Raw genomic sequence first — 18789 nt, forward strand, 5'->3', positions numbered from 1 at the left:
CTTGGGCGGCGCCTGGGTCACAGATGGCCGGAAGGGCCTACCTGGGCCCGGAAGGGCTTAGAAGGTCAGCTTCCAGCTGTTGATGTAGCCGGTGTCGATCGAGTAGACGTCCTGGACCTTGAGCTTCCAGGTGCCGCTCGCGGCCTCCGAGGAGGCGTTGACGGTGTACGTCGCCTGGACGTTGTCGGCCGAGTCCGAGGTGCTGGAGTTCTTCAGCCGGTAGGTCGTGCCGTCCGGCGCCACCAGGTCGATGACCAGGTCACCGCGGTAGGTGTGCACGATGTCCACGGCCACCTGGAGGGTGGAGGGCGCGTTGCCGGACCGGCTGACGGTGATCGGCGAGTACACCGCGGCGCCCGCGTCCGGGATGGCGACGTCGGTGGTGCTCTCGAAGACGTTGCCGCCGCCGGTGGTGTTGACGGTCCACTTGAAGGAGGCGGTGCCGGTCTGGCGCGCGGAGTCCGTCACCGTGACCGTCACGCTGCTGGTGCCGGTGGTGGTCGGGGTGCCGGAGATCAGGCCGGTCGAGGCGTTGATCGACAGCCCGGTGGGCAGCCCGGTGGCCGCGTAGGACAGGGCGCCCGCGTTGGTGCTGGTCGCCTTGATCTGGAGGCTCGCGGCCTGGTTGACGATGGAGGTCTGGTCACCGGGCGGGGTGACCGTGACGCCGTTGGAGACGCGGGAGCCGACGTTGATGCCGGCCCAGGCGTTGGCCACGTTGTTGTACGTGGCGCTGCCCACGCCGAACAGCTCGCCCGCCGCCCACAGTGTCGCCTCGCGCGCACCCGCGTAGTTGGTGTTGGACTGCATCCGCTGGGTCAGCGCCTTGAACCAGATCTTCTCGGCGTTGGCCCGGCCGATGCCGGTGACGGGCAGTCCGTCGGAGGTCGGGCTGTTGTAGCTGACGCCGTTGATGACCTTGGCGCCGCTGCCCTCGGAGGCCAGGTAGAACCAGTGGTTGGCGGGGCCGGACGAGTAGTGGACGTCGATGCCGCCGATGCCCGAGTACCAGCTGTCCTTGGACGCGCCGTCCTTGCTGGGCTTGTCCATGTAGCGCAGCGGGGTGCCGTCGCCGTTGATGTCGATCTTCTCGCCGACGAGGTAGTCGCCGACGTCCTTGCTGTTGTTCGCGTTGAACTCCACCGCGGCGGCGAAGATGTCGGAGGTGGCCTCGTTGAGACCGCCGGACTCGCCGCTGTAGGTGAGGTCGGCCGTGGCGGAGGTGACGCCGTGCGTCATCTCGTGCGCGGCGACGTCGATGGAGGTCAGCGGGTGGGTGTTGCCCGAGCCGTCGCCGTAGGTCATGCAGAAGCAGTCGTCGGACCAGAAGGCGTTGACGTAGTTGTTGCCGTAGTGCACCCGGGAGTACGCGCCGACGCCGTCGCCGCGGATGCCCGACCGGCCGTGCACGTTCTTGTAGTAGTCCCAGGTGAGGCCCGCGCCGTAGTGCGCGTCGACGCCGGCGGTCTGGGCGTTGGACGGCGTGCCGTCGCCCCAGGTGTCGTCCGCGTCGGTGAACAGCGTGCCGGTGCCCGACGTGCCGTGCTTCAGGTCGTACGTCTTGTGGTTGCCGCGGCCGGTGTCCGTCATCGTGTACGAGGGGGCGGTGCCGATGGTCACCTGGCCGCTGTACTGGCTGTTGCCGGTGCCCTCCTTGATGCCCTGGTACTCGAAGAGCTTCGCGCCGGTGGTGGCGTCGGTGATGACGTGCAGCTCGTTGGGCGTGCCGTCCTCCTGGAGCCCGCCCACGACGGTCTCCCAGGCCAGGACGGGCGTGCCCTTGGCCGCCCAGACCACCTTCCGGGGCGCCTTGGCGGCCCGGGTGTCCTTCGAGCCCTGGGCGCGGGCACGCTTGACCGCGGCCTTCTCGGCGGTCGCGGGCGCGACCGCGGGCGTGGTGGAGGCGACCTTCACTCGGGCCTTGGTGGCCTTGGAGACGGTCTCGACCTTGCCGCTCCTGCTCTCGTCGACGACGAGGTCGCCGCCGAGCACCGGCAGGCCGGCGTAGGTGCGCTCGTAGCGCGTGTGCGTGGTGCCGTCGACGTCCTTGATGACGTCCTTGACGACCAGCCTCTCCTTGGCGCCCAGGCCCAGCGCCTTGGCGGTGTCCGCCTTGGTCGCGTTGGCCTCGCGGATCAGCTCCGCCCGCTGCGCGGGGGACAGCTTCGCGGGCAGGGCGCCGGGGTCCGCCTTGGCGATGATCGTGCCCGAGGCGGGGGTGGTGCGTGCGCCGGCGTCGTCGTCGGGCCGGGCGGACGCGGCGCCCGTGGCCGTGCCGACGGCGAGCAGGGCGGTCACGGCGACGAGTGCGCCGACCGCGGTGGCGCGCCGATGGGGGGTGGATCTATGGGGGGTGGATCTCACGCTGACTCCTTCTGCGGTGGCCGCGCTGGATACGCGGACCGGCCAACACCGGTCGGCTGGGGCGCCGTCCGGGCCGAGCGAGGCAGAACACGTGGGGGAGGTGTGCCGAGCGGCACGGGTGTGCCGAATGGCACGGGGTGTGCGCGAGGGCACGGGAGGTGCGTTGCGCAAAGACGCGGAAGATCTCCGACGCGCGGCGGCAGGCTGTGGGGGATGCTGTGCGTCGGCCGAGGGAAGAGTGCCACCCCGCACCAGTGAATGTCAGGAGCGCGACAAAAACTTGGCCGGAAACTGTTCGTTGATACAACAGTGGTGTTCGCATAACGAACCGGGGTTGTGATCACGAACTCCCCCGACGCCGCCCACGGGCTCCGTACGATCAGTCCATGACCGACATCGCCAACTCCCGCCCGGAATCCTGGGCTTCGCGCTCCGAGCCCCCGATCTCGCTCGCCGATCCGCGAGAACTGCTGGACGCGTACCTCGACTACTACCGGTCCGTGGTGCTCCGAAAGCTGGCGGGCCTCCCGGAACACGTATTGCGCCACAGCGCACTGCCCTCCGGCTGGACCCCGCTGGAGCTGCTCAAGCACCTCACGTGGGTCGAACGCCGCTGGTTCCAGTGGGGTTTCGCGGCGGAGCCGATGGCGGACGCGTGGGGCGACCGGGGCCCGGACGACCGCTGGCACGTGGCGCCCGAGGAGTCGGCCGAGGACGTGCGGGCGGACTTCCACGCGCAGTGCGCCCGGTCCCGCGAACTGGTCGCGGGCGTCCCCACCGAGCAACGCGCCCGCACCGGCGGCCGCTTCCCGACGGAGGCGGACGCGCCGACCCTGGGCTGGATCCTCTTCCACGTCCTCCAGGAGTACGCCAGGCACGCGGGGCAGCTGGACGTGGCGCGGGAACTGGCGGACGGGCGGGTGGGGGAGTAGGTGACGGCCGAGGTCGTTTGGGCAGGGCTGCCGACCTGGAGCTTCTCAGCCGGTTCGCGCCCCGGGTTCCGCCGCGCTCAGCCTCGGCGCCGTACCAGCAGGCTGCCCAGTGCGGTTCGCTGGTGCAGGACCGAGCGTCCGGTGCGGACCGTGGTGATCAGGCCCGCGCCGCGCAGGGCGCTGGCGTGGGCCGAGGCGGTGGCGTTGCTGACGCCCAGGCGCCGGGCGAGCCCGGTCGTGGTGTGCTCCTCGGCGAGCAGCAGCAGGGTCTCGAAGCGGGTGCGGCCCAGGACCTCCGCCAGCGCGTCGGCCGTGCCGTCGGCCCCGGTCGGTGTGAGGGGGAGGCCCGGGCCCGCCGGATAGGTCAGGTGCAGGGGGCGGTCGGGCAGGTCGGCGATGAGGGGGTGGCCGGTCCAGTGGAAGGTGGGGACGAGGACGACGCCGCGACCGCGCAGCGTGATGTTCCGCTCGAGGGGCGCTTTGAGCTCCCAGGTGCCCTCGTGCAGGCGGGCCCCCGGAACGAGTTCGGCGAGCGCGGCGCCGATGCCGTGCTCGGCCACGGCCAGGGCGTGGCGGGTGAACTCCGCCTGGTGCAGGTCCTGCACCAGCGGCCATACGGGGCGCAGCGCCGTCTCGAAGGCCGCGTGCTGGGCGCGGCGGAGGAGCTGCCAGGCGTCCGCGTCACCCCGGTGCAGGTCGCGGATCCAGGGCGGGGCCGGGAGCGCGTGGCGGGCGTAGACCCGCTCGAGCTCGGCGCGGACCCGGTCCGGAGGCGCGGCGCGGACGGCGTCCAGCCCCTCGGTGAGGGTGTCGCCGAACACGTCCAGGAACGCCGGGGCCTCCCCCGCCGGGACCAGATCGGCCAACGGCTCGACGGCGGCCGGCAAGGATCGCAGGAACCGCTGCCGCCAGCGGCCGAAGAGCAGCGCGTCGTGGGGGTGGGACATCTGCATGAAGGCCGTGTTCAGCGCCTGCAGCGGCGCCGGGCGGGACGCGAAACGGACGCGGGCGAAGTCCGCGGCCGTGAAATGGATCCGGATCACTACTGCCCCCGCCTGCGCCGCGCCATCGTTTCGGGCAGGGCCTGAACCATCGCCCCCGCTTCCCGTTGATACCAGCATTCGACCCGGGCCCGAGAACGCAAGGGCCGACGTCACAACGGCACAAGGGGAGAGCGATGACGGGCGAGAGGTACGGGTGGACGGAGGGTCGGCGCACGGAGGGGCAGCGGACGGAGGGTCGGCGCACGGACGGTCGGCGCATGGTGTCCCGGCGGACCGTGGCCAGGTCGGCCGCGGGGGCCGCGGCGGCCGCGGCCGCCGCCGGTCTGCTGCTCGCGGGCGGCACCGGCGCGGCACGGGCGCAGGCGGACGGCACACGGGCACGGACCGCGGACGCCGCCCGGGCGCAGGCCGCGGCCCGCTCGCGGGCGCGGTCGGCCGGCGGCGTCACCGTACGGCTGCCCGCGCCGACCGGCCGGCACCGGGTCGGGGCCACCACGCTGTATCTGGTCGACAAGGGCAGGCGGGACCCGTGGCAGCCCGCGATCCCCGTCCGGGAGGTGATGGCCACGGTGTTCTACCCGGCCCGCACCGTGCGCGGCTACCCGGTCGCGCCGCAGATCAGCGCGGGTGCCGTGCGGCTGTTCCCGCAGATCGACGTCCCCATGCGCCACCTGCCGACGGCGGGCGTGAACTGGGCCGCCACCATGACCCACGCGCACACGGACGCGCCCGCGCAGCCCGTGCGGCGACCGGTGCTGCTCTACAGCCCGGGCGGCGGCGACCCGCGCACCGTGGGCACCTCACTCGCCGAGGAACTGGCGAGCCACGGCTGGGTGGTGGTGGCCGTCGACCACCCCGGCGACGCCAGTGAGGTGGAGTTCCCGAACGAGCGGGCGGGACGGGGACAGGTCCGTGAGACCGTCTTCTTCGCACCGCCCACGCCGGAGCAGTTCCGCACGATGATCGACACCCGGGTCGCGGACCTCGCCTTCGTGCTGGACCGGCTGGCGGCGCTGGCGGCCGGCCGGAACCCGGACGCGGCGGGACGCCCCCTGCCGGAGAGCCTCGACCGTGCGCTGGATCTGCGACGCGTGGGCGTGTACGGCCACTCGGCGGGCGGCACCGCCGTGGCCGAGGCGATGTACGAGGACCGCCGCATCGGCGCGGCGGTCGACCTGGAGGGCTATCTGGACTACCCACCGGACGAGAACGGCCGGCCGGGGAGCTGTTCCCGATCGCCCGGTACGGAGTGGACCGGCCGCTCCTCCTGCTGGGAACCGACGGCTTCCGCGACGAACGGTTCGACCGCTCCTGGTCGGCCGTCCTCGCCCACCCGCGGGGCCGTGTCAGCAGGCGGCAGCTCGGCAACGCCACGCACTGGGTGTTCACCGACTACGCCGCCATCGCACCCCAGTTGCAGGCCGCCGGGCTGATGACCGCCGCCGACCGGACCGCCCTGGTCGGCGCCGCCGACCCGGCGGATTCGGTGCCCGCGGTCCGCGGCCACGTCCGCTCGTTCTTCGCCCGGCACCTGCCCGCGCACTGAGGCAGCGCGATGCGAAGCCCGCCCACCGGCGGTGTCATGCCGTGCGGTGCCGCCGGTGGTAGGACACCGTGACGGCGGCCAGCAGCGGGCCCCACAGCAGCAGCGGCGCGTAACAGGCCAGCGCGAAGGCGCGGTATCCGCCGTACGGTGCGTCGTGCTCATGCGGTACGAAGAGGATCACGACCACCTGCGACCACCACAGCAGGGTGAGGATCCCGGCACCGACCGCCGCGGGGATCACCGCGGCCATCGGGCGGACGGCTCTGCCGCCGATCACCGGAATCCACCGCGGGACCACCTCCCCCACGGCCGCACGAGGCCGAGGGTGAGGTAGGCGAGGCACTCGACGAGCGCGCTGAGGCCGAGCATGTACACCGTGCCCCAACCGGGAGAGTGGTAGTTCTCCAGCAACTCCTGCTCGCCGACCCCCAGTGGGACGCCCAGTGCCAGGGCCGCCCGCCACAGGCTGGACGGGACGGTGCTCGCCACCGCCAGGTGGGCGGCGACGCGCGCCCACCGGGGCGGGGGCGCGATGACACCGGCCGCGACGGCTGACTGGGCTTCAACGCTCATGCGCCTGAACGTATGTCGCGGTGGTGGCCCCGGCGACCCACCACAGAACGAGGCGGATCCGCCATGAGGCGGATGCTCCTCGCGAGGGGGTACTCCTCCCGAGGGGGATGCCCCTTCCCGGGGTCCTTTGGTGGGGGCCGCTCAGTGCCCCCTCGGGACAGCTCGGTGACGAGGTGGTCGAGCGCGGCGGTGGCGGTGGCCCCGGTGGTGGCGACCTCGGGCACGATGTCGGGGGCGCAGCGGCGCAGTTCGAGCCAGCCGAGGTAGGCGGCGTACGTGGTGACCGCCTGGCGTCGGGCGGGGGCGGCGGCCAGGCCCAGGTCGGCGTAGAGGTCCGTGAGGTAGGCGATCCGCCGCTCGGTGACCCGGCGCAGGACCGGGGCGACGGCCGGGTGGTCGGCGTGGGCGACGATCGCGGGCTCCAGGCCGTTGATGTGCTCCTCTCCCAGGGCGGTGGAGAACAGGGCTGCCAGCCGCTGCCGCGGATCGGCGATGTCGCCCAACTCCGCGATCGTGGCCGCGGTGTGGACCTGCTCCCACATCTCGAGCGCGGCCTTCAGGAGCGCGTCGCGGTCCGCGAAGTGCCAGTAGAAGCTGCCCCGGGTCGCCCCCAGCTCGCCCGCGAGCGCGTTGACCGACACCGCGGCGACGCCGCCGCGTGCCATCGCGCGCAGCGCCGCGGTCGACCAGTCCTGGGGGGTGAGGTGCCTTCTCGCCATGTCCGTACAGTACTGTATGGTCACTCCGTACAGGGGTGTACGGAGTGAATGGGGGAAACAGCATGAGGACGTGGGAGAAGTCGACGATGACGCGATGGATTCCCCGGCTGGTGATCGGGCTGGCCGCACTGCACTTCGCGGTCTCACTGATCGCCTCGAGCACCTTCGACGACATGGCCCGCGACGGACTGTGGAACGCCGCCCCCGGGGAACCGCTGCGCGAGTACGAGATGTGGTTCTTCCTCGCCGGGTTCGGCCTCCTGGGCCTGGGCACCCTGAGCGGCCATATCGTCCGCGAGACCGGCAGGCTCCCGGCGCAGCTGGGCTGGTACCTGCTCTCCATCGGAGTGCCGCTGCAGATCCTCTATCCCGTGTCCGGCGCGCCCGGACTGATCGTGCTCGGCGTACTGGCCCTGATCGCGGCCCGGCGGGACAGCGCGGCGTGACGGCGCGCCGACCATGCCGCCGTCGGCCTGGACTTCGAGGCCCTCTTCATGACGAGGAACGTCGTCCACGGCCGCCCGCTGCCCGAAGAGCGTTCAGACCAGGCTGTCCCGCCACGCCTTGTGCAGGCCCGCGAAGCGGCCCTCGTCCGCGATGAGTTCCGCCGGGGTGCCGTCCTCCACCACGCGGCCGTCCGCCATCACCAGGACCCGGTCCGCGATCTCCACCGTCGACAGGCGGTGCGCGATGACCACGGCCGTACGGCCGCTGAGCACGGTGTGCATGGCCCGCTGCACGGCCCGTTCGCCCGGGATGTCCAGCGACGACGTCGCCTCGTCCAGGATCAGCACCGCCGGGTCCGCCAGCAGCGCGCGGGCGAAGGCCACGAGCTGCCGCTGGCCCGCCGAGATCCGGCCGCCGCGCTTGCGTACGTCCGTGTCGTAGCCGTCCGGCAGCGCGGTGATGAAGTCGTGCGCGCCGATGGCCTTCGCCGCCCGCTCGATGTCGGCCCGGGTGGCGTCCGGGCGGCCTATGGCGATGTTGTCCGCCACCGTGCCGGAGAACAGGAACGCCTCCTGCGTCACCATCACCACCCCGCGCCGCAGTTCCGGCACGGCCAGCTCGCGCAGGTCCACGCCGTCCAGCAGCACCCGGCCCGATGTCGGGTCGTAGAACCGGGCCAGCAGCTTGGCGAGGGTGGACTTGCCCGCCCCCGTCGAGCCGACCACCGCCACCGTCTGCCCCGCCGGAAGCGTCAGGTCGAAGGGCGGCAGCACCTCGCCGCCGGTGCGGTACGCGAACCGCACGCCCTCGAAGACGACCTCCCGGCCCGGCAGTCCACCCCGGCGCTCCGGCAGCGGACGCGGCCGCTCCGGCTCCGGAACGGACGGCCGCTGCGCCAGCAGACCCGCGATCTTCTCCAGTGAGGCGGCGGCCGACTGGTAGGAGTTGAGGAACATCCCGAGCCGGTCGATCGGGTCGTACAGCCGGCGCAGATACAGCGCCGCGGCGGCCAGCACGCCCAGCGCCAGGTCGCCGGCGGCGACGCGGTAGGCGCCCCACAGCACGATGGCGGCCAGCGCGACGTTGGCCACCAGCCGCGAGCCGACCACGTAGCGGGCCATCTCCAGGATGGAGTCGCCGTTGATCCGCTCGTGCCGGCGGTTCAGCTCGTCGAAGTGCGCCTCGTTGGACCGCTCGCGGCGGAACGCCTGCACCGGCCGGATCCCGTTCATCGTCTCGGTGAACTTCACGATCACCGCGGCGATGGCCGTGGACCGCTTGCGGTAGACCCGCTTGGAACGGCGGTCGAAGAGCCGTATGAGCAGGTACAGCGGCCAGAACGACAGCACGGCGGCGCCGCCGAGCCCCCAGTCCAGGTAGAGCAGCGTCAGCGAGATGTACACCACGGACACCACGACGCCCACCAGCTCTTCCAGGCCCTCGTTGACCAGCTCGCGCAGCGACTCCACATCCGTGGTGGCACGCGATATCAGCCGCCCGGAGGTGTAGCGCTCGTGGAAGTCGACGCTGAGCGCCTGCGCGTGCCGGAAGATCCGGCCGCGCAGATCCAGCAGGACGTCCTGGCCGACCCGGGCCGAGGTGCGGATGAACGCGTACTGCAGCAGCCCGGACGCCGCGGCGCTGCCCAGGTACACCGCCCCGACGGCGATCAGGGGGCCGTGGTCGCCGTCGCGGTAGGCGGGTACGGCCCGGTCGATGGCGTATGCCACCAGCAGCGGGCCCGCCTGGACCGCGGCCTGCTGGAGGAGCAGCAGCACGGCGCCCAGCCAGACCCGGGCGCGGCGCGGGGCGAGCAGCGACCACAGCAGGGCGCGGGCGGCGCCCTTGGGCGCGGGCAGCGCGTCCTGGTCGAACGGATCGGTGGTCTCGGCGCCGGTCGTCATCGTGCCGCTCCTCCCTCGAGGCCGGTCGCGGCCTCGGCGGCGCCGGACATCAGCAGCCGGTACTCCGCGCTGTTCCGCAGCAGTTCCTGATGCGTGCCGACCGCCGCTATCCGGCCCTCCGACAGCAGTGCCACCCGGTCGGCGAGCAGCACCGTGGACGGCCGGTGCGCGACGATCAGCGCCGTGGTGTCCGTCAGCACCTCCCGCAGCGCGGCCTCGACCAGCGCCTCGGTGTGCACGTCCAGCGCGGACAGCGGATCGTCCAGCACCAGGAAGCGCGGCCGGCCCACGACGGCGCGGGCCAGCGCCAGCCGCTGCCGCTGACCGCCCGACAGACTCAGCCCCTGCTCGCCGACCTTCGTGTCCGTACCGTCCGGCAACGCGTGGACGAAGTCGGCCTGGGCCACCGCCAGCGCCCGGGACAGATCCTCCGGCCCGCCGTCCGCCGCGCCCATCAGCACGTTCTCCCCGGCCGTCGCCGAGAACAGGGTGGGCTCCTCGAACGCGACCGAGACCAGCGTGCGCAGGTCGTCCCGGCACATGGCGGTGATGTCCCGGCCGTCGACGGTGATCCGGCCGCCGGTCGCCTCGTGCAGCCGGGGCACCAGCGCGGTCAGCGTGGTCTTGCCGGAGCCGGTCGCGCCGACCAGCGCCATGGACTCGCCCTGCCGTATGTGCAGGTCGATGCCGCGCAGCACCGGCGGATCGCCGTCGGGCGCGTCCGCGTAACGGAACTCGACGCCCTCGAACCGCAGTCCGCCGCCGGTGCTCGCGGGCTCGAACCTCGCTCCGCCGCCGGTGCTCGCGCCCTCGCCGTCCAGCCGCTTCCCGCCGGGGGAGTGCTGTCCACCGCCGCCCAGCCGCTTCCCGCCGGGGGACCGCTGTCCGTCCCCGTCCTCGTCCGCCGCCGGCGGCTCGTCCATCACCTCGAAGTACCGGTCCGCCGCGTTGGCCGCGTCCTGGCTGATCGCCAGGAGGAAGCCGATCGACTCCACGGGCCAGCGCAGCGCCAGCGCCGTCGACAGGAAGCCGACCAGGGTGCCCGCCGACAGGTCGCCGTCGGCGACCCGCACCGTCCCCAGCACCAGGGCCGCGCCGATCGCCAGCTCCGGCAGCGCCATGATCAGGGCCCACAGGGTGGCGAGCAGGCGGGCCTTGCGCAGTTCGGTGGTGCGCAGCCGGTGCGACAGCGAGTGGAAGGCGCGGGCCTGCGCGCGGTGCCGCCCGAACCCCTTGATGATGCGGATGCCGAGGACGCCCTCCTCGACGACCGTGGTCAGATCGCCCAGCTGGTCCTGGGCGGTGCGCGCCACCGCCGAGTACCGCGTCTCGAACAGCGAGCACAGGATGACCAGCGGGACGACCGGCCCCAGCAGCACCAGGCCCAGCGCCCAGTCCTGCGTCAGCAGGATCGCGAAACCGACCAGGATGGTGGCGCCGTTGACCACCAGGAAGGTCATCGGGAAGGCCAGGAAGAGCCGCAGCAGCATCAGGTCCGTCGTCGCCCGCGACAGCAGCTGACCGGACGGCCAGCGGTCGTGGAAGGAGACCGGCAGCCGCTGCAGACGGCGGTACAGGTCGGCGCGCATCGCCGCCTCGACGCCCGCCAGCGGACGCGCCACCAGCCATCGGCGCAGCCCGAACAGCAGCGCCTCGGCGAGCCCCAGCCCCAGCAGCAGGGCGCCGCCCAGCCACACCCCGCCCGGGTCGCGGTCGGCCACCGGCCCGTCCACCAGCCACTTCAGGACGAGCGGGATCACCAGGCTCAGGCAGGACGCGACGATCGCCACACCCGCCGCCGTGAACAGCCGCGCCCGCACGGGGCGTACGTACGGCCACAGGCGCAGCAGCGAGCGCACGGCGGACCGGGACCCGGTCTCCTGGTTGCCTTCACTGGTCGCAGACATCAGCACCGAGACTACGGTTCGGCACTGACACCGCTCACTCGGTTTTTCGGCCTAGGACCTGCCTGGTCCCGGAGGCGGAACCGCTCTCAGCAGCAGTGCCGAGCGTCCCGGCAGCCGTATCTCCGCGCCCGCCGGGTGCCGCTGCTCGGGCCCCGCCGCCCCGCCGTCCTCCCGCGCGGTGTCCACCAGGACCTCGTACGCGTCCGCCCACGGCGGCCCCGGCAGCGTGAAGGAGACCGGTTCCGCCCCCGCGTGCCAGATCGCCAGGAAGCTGTCATCGGTGACCGGGACCCCCCGCTCGTCCGTCTGCGGAATGTCCCGCCCCGACAGATACATGCCCAGCGCGCCGACCGGCGCGTACCAGTCCGCCTCGGTCATCTCCCGCCCGTGCGCCGTGAACCACGCCAGGTCCCGCAGCCCATCCGGGGTCTGCGGGCGGCCGGAGAAGAACGCGCGGCGGCGCAGCACCGGGTGCGCCCGGCGCAGCGCGATCAGCCGTGCGGTGAGCCGGGCCAGTTCCCGCCCGCCGTCCTCCCGCAGCAGCGACCAGTCGACCCAGCTCGCCGCGTTGTCCTGGCAGTACGCGTTGTTGTTGCCGCCCTGCGTACGCCCCATCTCGTCGCCCGCGACCAGCATCGGCACGCCGGTGGACAGCAGCAGCGTGGTGAGGAGGTTGCGCACCTGCCGGCGGCGCAGCGCGGTGACCTCCGGGTCGTCCGTCTCGCCCTCGGCGCCGCAGTTCCAGGAGCGGTTGTCGTTGGTGCCGTCGCGGTTGTCCTCGCCGTTGGCCTCGTTGTGCTTGTGCTCGTAGGACACCAGGTCGCGCAGGGTGAAACCGTCGTGCGCGGTGATGAAGTTGACCGACGCGTACGGGGCGCGGCCGCCCCAGCCGTACAGGTCGCTGGAGCCCGACAGCCGGTAGCCGAGGTCGCGCACGTCCGGCAGCGCGCCGCGCCAGAAGTCCCGTACCGCGTCGCGGTAGCGGTCGTTCCACTCGGTCCACAGCGGCGGGAACGCGCCGACCTGGTAGCCCCCGGCCCCCACGTCCCACGGCTCGGCGATCAGCTTCACCCGCCGCAGCACCGGGTCCTGGGCGATGACGGCGAGGAAGGGGGAGAGCATGTCGACGTCGTGCATGGACCGGGCCAGCGCGGCGGCCAGGTCGAACCGGAAGCCGTCGACCCCCATTTCGGTGACCCAGTAGCGCAGCGAGTCGGTGATCAGCCGCAGCACCTGCGGCTGGACGACGTGGAGGGTGTTGCCGCAGCCGGTGTAGTCGGCGTAGCGGCGGGCGTCGCCCTGGAGCCGGTAGTAGCCGCGGTTGTCGACGCCGCGCAGCGAGAACGTCGGGCCCAGCTCGCCGCCTTCGGCGGTGTGGTTGTAGACGACGTCAAGGATCACCTCGATGCCCGCCTCGTGCAGGGCGCGGACCATCCGCCGGAACTCCCCGACCTGCTGGCCGCGGGTGCCGGTGGCGGCGTACGCGGAGTGCGGGGCGAAGTAGCCGATGGAGTTGTAGCCCCAGTAGTTGCGCAGTCCGCGGCGCAGCAGATGGTCCTCGTGCGCGAACTGGTGCACCGGCAGCAGCTCGACGGCGGTCACCCCGAGCGCGGTCAGGTGCTCCAGCGCGGCCGGGTGCGCCAGGCCCGCGTAGGTGCCGCGCAGTTCGGGCGGGACACCCGGGTGGCGCATGGTGAAGCCGCGTACATGGAGTTCGTACAGCACGGTGTCGGCCCACGGGGTCTTCGGCCGCCGGTCCTCACACCACTCGTCGGGCGCCCCGGCGGTGGTGTCGTCGCCGACGATCACCCCCTTGGGGACGTACGGGGCCGAATCGCGGTCGTCCCGCACGGTGTCGGCGATGTGCTGCTGCGGCCAGTCCCGTACGTGGGCGTACACCTCGGCGGGCAGCGGGCCGCGGCCGCCGGGGCCGGGGCCCGCGAACTCCCCGTCCACGGCCCGCGCGTACGGATCGAGCAGCAGCTTCGCCGGATTCCAGCGGGCTCCGGTCCACGGGTCCCAGCGGCCGTGCACCCGGAACCCGTACCGCAGCCCCGGCCCGGCACCGGGGACGAAGCCGTGCCAGATCTCGTGCGTGCGCTCCGGCAGGGGACAGCGGGTCTCCCGGCCCTCCTCGTCGAACAGGCACACCTCCACGCCCTCCGCACCGCCCGCCCACAGTGCGAAGTTGGTCCCGGCGACACCGCCGGGCCCGAGGTGCACGCGGGCGCCCAGCGGCTGCGGAGCGCCCGGCCACACGGGGACGCCGAGCGGCTCCCCGCCACGGGGAGCGGGGACGCGGGCGGGCGCGTCGGCGATGGCGCCTGACGTCGCCGCGGTGGGTGCGTCGGTGGTGGTGCCTGGTGTCGCGTCGGTGGGTGCGTCGGCGGTGGTGCTCGACGTCGCGTCGGCGGCCGAGCCGCCGTGCGCGGCTCGCGGCTCCCGGCTCGCGGCACCTTCCCGCGGTGCGTCCCGGACTGTCTCCTGCTCGGCTGCGCTCGACATGTGGGTCGCCTCCGGCGGCTCGCGGCTCGGCCCGCGACCCATGGCAGGCCGCGGCGGACGGTTCCGGACCGCCGCTCGCGCACCACGTGGCGCGCGAGCGGACCCGGCGTGCCCCACGGCGGCGTGCCGGGACGCGCGGCGGCCGGTAGCCAGGGGTTTCACCCCTGGACCCCTCCCGGGTCTGGGGCGGAGCCCCAGGTTCGGGAAAGTGGGCCCCCACGCCCGCGGGGCGTAGGGGGAGGGTCAGGGGAACGGCCCGCCGCAGGCGTCCCGTGCCGCGCGGATCCGGTCCCGTCCTTCACCCCAGTTGTGCCCAGAACGGGCCGCCCCTCACTCCTGTGGCCCTGGCCACCGCCCTCCGTCCGGTGGAGCTTTCGTTTCCCGGCGCGGGAGCGGTCGTTGGGTCCGGCGTGGACAAGGGATCGAACTGGGGGACGTACGTGCGGGCGGGGCGGCGGGCGATCGCGGTGGCCGCCGTGGCGGTGGCGCTCGCCGGGTGCTCGCTGACCCGCTTCGGGAGCGACGACGCGCCCCGGCCGCCCGCGGAGGTCGTCCGGGTCACCCCGCACGACGGCGCGCGCGGCATCCCGCCCGGCGGGCGGCTGACGGTGACGGTGCCCGACGGACGGCTGGAGCAGGTCCGGGTCACGCGCACCGACCAGACCGGCACGACGGAGCCGGTCGCCGGCCGGATGACCGTGGACGGGCGGGCCTGGCGGCCGACGGGCCCGCGGCTCGCGCTCGCCGCCCGGTACGCCGTCAACGCGGTCGCCGTCGACGAGCGGGGCCGCCGGTTCGCCCGGCACACCACGTTCACCACCGTCGTCCCCCCGCACCGGTTCATCGGCTACTTCACGCCCGAGGACGGCGCGACCGTCGGCACCGGCACGATCGTCTCGTTCACCTTCAACCGGCCGATCACCAACCGGGCCGCGGTGGAGCGCGCGATCCGGGTCACCTCGCGGCCGCGCACCGACGTCGCGGCGCACTGGTTCGGCAACCGGCGGCTGGACTTCCGGCCGAGCGCGTACTGGACGCCGGGCACCGAGGTCACGCTCGACCTGCGGCTGCGTGATGTGCGCGGCGCCCGGGGCGTGTACGGCATCCAGCACAAGAAGGTGCGGTTCACCGTCGGCCGTTCGCAGGTGAGCACTGTGGACACCGCCGCCCACACCATGACCGTACGGCGCAACGGCGCGGTACTGGCCGTCCTGCCGGTGACCGCGGGCGCGCCCGGCCACGAGACGTACAACGGCAAGATGGTGGTGATGGAGAAGTTGGCCGAGACGCGGATGGACGGTTCGACGGTCGGCTTCGGCGGCGAGTACGACATCTCGGACGTGCCGCACGCCATGCGGCTCACCTCGTCGGGAACCTTCGTACACGGCAACTACTGGGCCAAAGCGGACACGTTCGGGGCGGCCAACGCCAGCCACGGCTGCATCGGACTGCGCGACGTCCGCGGCGGCAGCCCGCAGACCGCGGCCGGCTGGTTCTACCACCGCAGCCTCATCGGCGACGTGGTGGAGGTGGTCAACTCCCGGGAACGCCAGGTCGCTCCGGACAACGGGCTGGGCGGTTGGAACATGCCGTGGGCCGCCTGGCGCGCGGGTTCCGCCCTGGACGACCGGCCCTGACCTTTCCCTCGCGCCCCCACCTGCGCTTACTTGAGACTGAACGGTGACAATCTCGGGGAGTTCTCCCCGTAGGCGATGTGGTTATCTATCGCCATACGCGCTGGTGCGCGAGACGGGGGTGCCGCGGGGGCCGCGGGCCGTGTGAAGGGGAGAAGCCGTGGTGAACGCAACAGGGATGTCCGGTGCCCGGGGGCGCAGAGCGCTGATCGCGCTGCCGCTGGGGGCGCTGCTGGCGCTGACGACCGCGTGCGGCGGGGACGACTCCGACGACAAGGGCGGCAAGAAGAACGGCGGCAAGGCCGACGGCCAGTCCGAGGCGGTGGTCGCGATCGCGCCCAAGAGCGGTGCGCGGGACGTGGCCACCAGCGGCGCGTTGAAGATAACCGCGAGCAAGGGCAAGCTCAGCTCGGTCGAGGTCAAGGACGCCAAGGGCCGCAAGGTCCCGGGGAAGATCGCCGCCGGCGGTGCGCGCTGGATCCCGGACCGGCACCTGGGCGCCGGCACGACCTACACGGTGAACGCGGTCGCGAAGGACTCCGAGGGCCGCGAGGCCGCCGAGCAGGCCAGCTTCACCACGCTGGTCCCGAAGCACACCTTCCTCGGCCAGTTCACCCCGAGGACGGCTCCACGGTCGGCGTCGGGATGCCGGTCTCGCTGCGGTTCAACCGCGGCATCACCGCCCCCGAGGCGGTGGAGAAGGCGGTACGGGTCACCGCCTCCCCGTCGGTGCCGATCGAGGGCCACTGGTTCGGCAACGACCGGCTGGACTTCCGGCCGGAGCAGTACTGGAAGCCGGGCACCAAGGTGACGTTGCGGCTCGACCTGGACGGGGTCGAGGGCCGCCCGGGCGTCTACGGCTCGCAGACCAGGACGGTGACGTTCACCGTCGGCCGCAGCCAGGTGAGCGTCGTCGACGCCAAGTCGAAGAAGATGACGGTCAAGCGCGACGGAAAGACCATCAAGACGATCCCGATCACCTCCGGCGCCCCGGGCACCGAGACGTACAACGGGCAGATGGTCATCAGCGAGAAGCACCCGGTGACGCGCATGAACGGCGAAACCGTGGGCTTCGGCGGCGAGTACGACATCAAGGACGTACCGCACGCGATGCGGCTGTCCACCTCCGGCACGTTCATCCACGGCAACTACTGGGCGGGCGCGGGCACCTTCGGCTCGGTCAACGCCAGCCACGGCTGCGTGGGACTGCGCGACATGCGCGGCGGCGGGGACAACGGGACCCCGGGCGCCTGGTTCTTCAAGGAGTCGATCGTCGGCGACGTGGTCGTGGTGAAGAACTCCGAGGACACCACCATCCAGCCGGAGAACGGGCTCAACGGCTGGAACATGTCCTGGGAGGAATGGAAGAAGTAGCGGTCCGGTGGCCGCGGGGAACGCACGCTGCCGGTCGACGGTGAACGCGCGCTAACCTGCGGCCATGACTGTGAACCTCGAGGTGGCCGACGGCGTCGGCACCATCCGGCTGGACCGTCCCCCGATGAACGCCCTGGACATCGCCACCCAGGACCGGCTGCGCGAACTGGCCGAGGAGGCGACCCGCCGCGACGACGTGCGGGCGGTGGTCGTCTGGGGCGGGGAGAAGGTGTTCGCGGCCGGCGCGGACATCAAGGAGATGCAGGTCATGGACCACGCCGCGATGGTGGCGCGGTCCCGTGGCCTGCAGGACGCGTTCACCGCGGTGGCCCGGATCCCCAAGCCCGTCGTCGCGGCCGTCACCGGCTACGCGCTGGGCGGCGGCTGCGAACTGGCGCTGTGCGCCGACTTCCGGATCGCCGCGGAGAACGCCAAGCTCGGGCAGCCGGAGATCCTGCTCGGGCTGATCCCCGGCGCGGGCGGCACCCAGCGGCTGGCCCGGCTGGTCGGCCCGTCGCGGGCCAAGGACCTCATCTTCACCGGCCGCATGGTCAAGGCCGACGAGGCGCTCACCATCGGGCTGGTGGACCGGGTCGTCCCGGCCGGCGAGGTCTACGAGCAGGCGCACGCGTGGGCGGCGAAGCTGGCGCAGGGCCCGGCGCTGGCGCTGCGCGCCGCGAAGGAGTCGGTGGACGCCGGCCTGGAGACGGACATCGACACCGGCCTGGCCATCGAACGGAACTGGTTCGCCGGGCTCTTCGCGACCGAGGACCGCGAGATCGGCATGCGGAGCTTCGTCGAGGAGGGGCCGGGCAAGGCCAAGTTCCGGTAGGGGAGGGCGCGTTAAGGGCGCTCGGGGGCGCACGAAAGTGCCTTCGCTGCGCCCCGTGCCTCGTGCGGGCGAATTATTTTGACCGCCTCAAGGTTGCTCTACGACCGGTTCCGGTACGCTGGGCGATCATTCATACGCATCGTGTCATGGCTGGTCAGATGGGGTTCCAGGGGGCTCTGGCTGCCACTGGCATATGTCGGATCCGGTGTGCGGGGCCTGCGGGCCGGGTGTGCGGAATCCCACGGTTCCGCCACCGAGGCCCCCGCGGGCGGCCATCATGGGGGGCATGGCGGGCTTGGAGGGAATGGAGCAGCCGCAGCAGCGTGCCGTGACGGCCGCTGAGCGGCGGACGCCGTCCGTCGAGGACGAGTTGACCGCGCGGGCGCTCGACCTGCTCGGCGACCCGACGGCCGACGAGGTGCGGCTGTCGTCCCGCTCCGAGTCCGCGGCCGTCGCCCGGCGGCTGACCGAGCTGGTCGTCCTCCGGCGCTGGGGCTCTCCGCGGAGATCTCGGAGTACGCCGTGCTGCTCGTCTCCGAGCTGGTCGGCAACGCCGTACGGCACGCCGGGGCCCGCACGTTCGGACTGCGGATGCACCGCCGCCGGGGCTGGCTCCGGGTGGAGGTCAGCGATCCCTCGCGCGGGCTGCCGTGCCTGATGCCGGTGCGCCTGACGGACACCAGCGGCTGGGGGCTGTTCCTGGTGGACAAGCTCTCCGACCGCTGGGGCGTGGATCTGCTGCCGCGCGGCAAGACCACCTGGTTCGAGATGCGGGTCATCGACCGCTGACGTTCGCCCGCCTACGCGAAGAGGCCCCGCGGCGCCGTTGGTGACTGCCTGGGACCTCTTCGGGTGCGTCGCGGATCGAAGGGGGTGTGATCCGCGGCGGAGGACGACCGAGCCCGGGTCAATGGGGGTCGCTGGAATCGACTATCGCAGACAGGGTGGGCCCTTTTCAAAGCGGCATTTGTGGACAGAACCCCTCGATCGGATCATTTCGCCAGCCGATCCAAGGTGAACTATGCCACGTGCCTTATTAATGATTAGT

General features: G+C 72.6%; 13 protein-coding genes and 2 pseudogenes. 7 read left to right on the forward strand and 8 right to left on the reverse strand.

Going from position 1 to position 18789, the window contains the following annotated elements:
• Positions 1 to 57: 57 nt before the first annotated feature.
• Positions 58 to 2298, reverse strand: coding sequence for a M4 family metallopeptidase (locus Q3Y56_RS24885; protein ID WP_304464054.1), 2241 nt, complete (start codon positions 2296 to 2298; stop codon positions 58 to 60).
• A gap of 452 nt (positions 2299 to 2750) precedes the next feature.
• Here Q3Y56_RS24885 and Q3Y56_RS24890 point away from each other — a divergent pair, with 452 nt between their 5' ends.
• Positions 2751 to 3296 (forward strand): DinB family protein, encoded by a 546-nt coding sequence (locus tag Q3Y56_RS24890; RefSeq protein WP_304464055.1) that lies wholly within the window; start codon positions 2751 to 2753, stop codon positions 3294 to 3296.
• Between the two features lie 77 nt (positions 3297 to 3373).
• On the opposite strand, the gene Q3Y56_RS24895 is transcribed toward Q3Y56_RS24890, so the two are convergent.
• The gene (locus tag Q3Y56_RS24895) at positions 3374 to 4339 is read right to left on the reverse strand and encodes a helix-turn-helix transcriptional regulator (RefSeq protein ID WP_304464056.1); all 966 of its coding nucleotides are present in this window, start codon (positions 4337 to 4339) and stop codon (positions 3374 to 3376) included.
• 218 nt (positions 4340 to 4557) lie between these two features.
• Between Q3Y56_RS24895 and Q3Y56_RS24900 the strand changes: the two genes are divergently transcribed.
• The gene (locus tag Q3Y56_RS24900) at positions 4558 to 5733 is read left to right on the forward strand and encodes an alpha/beta hydrolase (RefSeq protein ID WP_304464057.1); all 1176 of its coding nucleotides are present in this window, start codon (positions 4558 to 4560) and stop codon (positions 5731 to 5733) included.
• Positions 5734 to 5880: 147 nt separating this feature from the next.
• On the opposite strand, the gene Q3Y56_RS24905 is transcribed toward Q3Y56_RS24900, so the two are convergent.
• The 3 genes from Q3Y56_RS24905 to Q3Y56_RS24915 are packed head-to-tail and all read right to left on the reverse strand — an operon-like array spanning position 5881 to position 7138.
• Positions 5881 to 6123: a hypothetical protein gene (locus Q3Y56_RS24905; RefSeq protein ID WP_304464058.1), complete on the reverse strand. Its 243-nt coding sequence runs from the start codon at positions 6121 to 6123 to the stop codon at positions 5881 to 5883.
• The gene (locus Q3Y56_RS24910) at positions 6120 to 6419 is read right to left on the reverse strand and encodes a hypothetical protein (protein WP_304464059.1); all 300 of its coding nucleotides are present in this window, start codon (positions 6417 to 6419) and stop codon (positions 6120 to 6122) included. The genes Q3Y56_RS24905 and Q3Y56_RS24910 overlap by 4 nt, the downstream gene beginning before the upstream one ends.
• Positions 6416 to 7138, reverse strand: a complete 723-nt coding sequence (locus tag Q3Y56_RS24915) for a TetR/AcrR family transcriptional regulator (protein WP_304464060.1) — start codon at positions 7136 to 7138, stop codon at positions 6416 to 6418. The genes Q3Y56_RS24910 and Q3Y56_RS24915 overlap by 4 nt, the downstream gene beginning before the upstream one ends.
• An 86-nt stretch (positions 7139 to 7224) precedes the next feature.
• On the opposite strand from Q3Y56_RS24915, the gene Q3Y56_RS24920 reads away from it, so the two are divergent.
• Entirely contained in the window at positions 7225 to 7584 is a 360-nt protein-coding gene (locus tag Q3Y56_RS24920; RefSeq protein WP_304464061.1) for a DUF6463 family protein, read from the forward strand.
• Positions 7585 to 7677: 93 nt separating this feature from the next.
• On the opposite strand, the gene Q3Y56_RS24925 is transcribed toward Q3Y56_RS24920, so the two are convergent.
• The 3 genes from Q3Y56_RS24925 to glgX are packed head-to-tail and all read right to left on the reverse strand — an operon-like array spanning position 7678 to position 13901.
• On the reverse strand, positions 7678 to 9489 hold the full coding sequence (locus tag Q3Y56_RS24925; protein WP_304464062.1) for an ABC transporter ATP-binding protein: 1812 nt from the start codon (positions 9487 to 9489) through the stop codon (positions 7678 to 7680).
• The gene (locus Q3Y56_RS24930) at positions 9486 to 11396 is read right to left on the reverse strand and encodes an ABC transporter ATP-binding protein (RefSeq protein WP_304464063.1); all 1911 of its coding nucleotides are present in this window, start codon (positions 11394 to 11396) and stop codon (positions 9486 to 9488) included. The genes Q3Y56_RS24925 and Q3Y56_RS24930 overlap by 4 nt, the downstream gene beginning before the upstream one ends.
• 51 nt (positions 11397 to 11447) lie before the next feature.
• A complete protein-coding gene (glgX, locus tag Q3Y56_RS24935; RefSeq protein ID WP_304464064.1) occupies positions 11448 to 13901 on the reverse strand; it encodes a glycogen debranching protein GlgX in 2454 nt (817 codons plus the stop codon).
• 410 nt (positions 13902 to 14311) lie between these two features.
• On the opposite strand from glgX, the gene Q3Y56_RS24940 reads away from it, so the two are divergent.
• The 4 genes and pseudogenes from Q3Y56_RS24940 to Q3Y56_RS24960 all read left to right on the forward strand — a co-directional run bounded on the left by Q3Y56_RS24940 (position 14312) and on the right by Q3Y56_RS24960 (position 18530).
• Positions 14312 to 15538 carry an Ig-like domain-containing protein gene (locus Q3Y56_RS24940; protein WP_304464065.1) on the forward strand — a complete coding sequence of 409 codons (1227 nt, stop codon included), beginning with the start codon at positions 14312 to 14314 and terminating at the stop codon, positions 15536 to 15538.
• A gap of 246 nt (positions 15539 to 15784) precedes the next feature.
• Positions 15785 to 16909, forward strand: a pseudogene (locus Q3Y56_RS33580) (Ig-like domain-containing protein); the annotation flags it as partial.
• A gap of 64 nt (positions 16910 to 16973) precedes the next feature.
• Positions 16974 to 17741: an enoyl-CoA hydratase/isomerase family protein gene (locus tag Q3Y56_RS24955; protein ID WP_304464066.1), complete on the forward strand. Its 768-nt coding sequence runs from the start codon at positions 16974 to 16976 to the stop codon at positions 17739 to 17741.
• A gap of 286 nt (positions 17742 to 18027) precedes the next feature.
• Positions 18028 to 18530: pseudogene (locus Q3Y56_RS24960) on the forward strand (ATP-binding protein).
• The last annotated feature ends 259 nt before the right edge of the window (positions 18531 to 18789 follow it).

It is taken from the genome of Streptomyces sp. XD-27 (assembly GCF_030553055.1).
Taxonomy (GTDB): Bacteria; Actinomycetota; Actinomycetes; order Streptomycetales; family Streptomycetaceae; genus Streptomyces.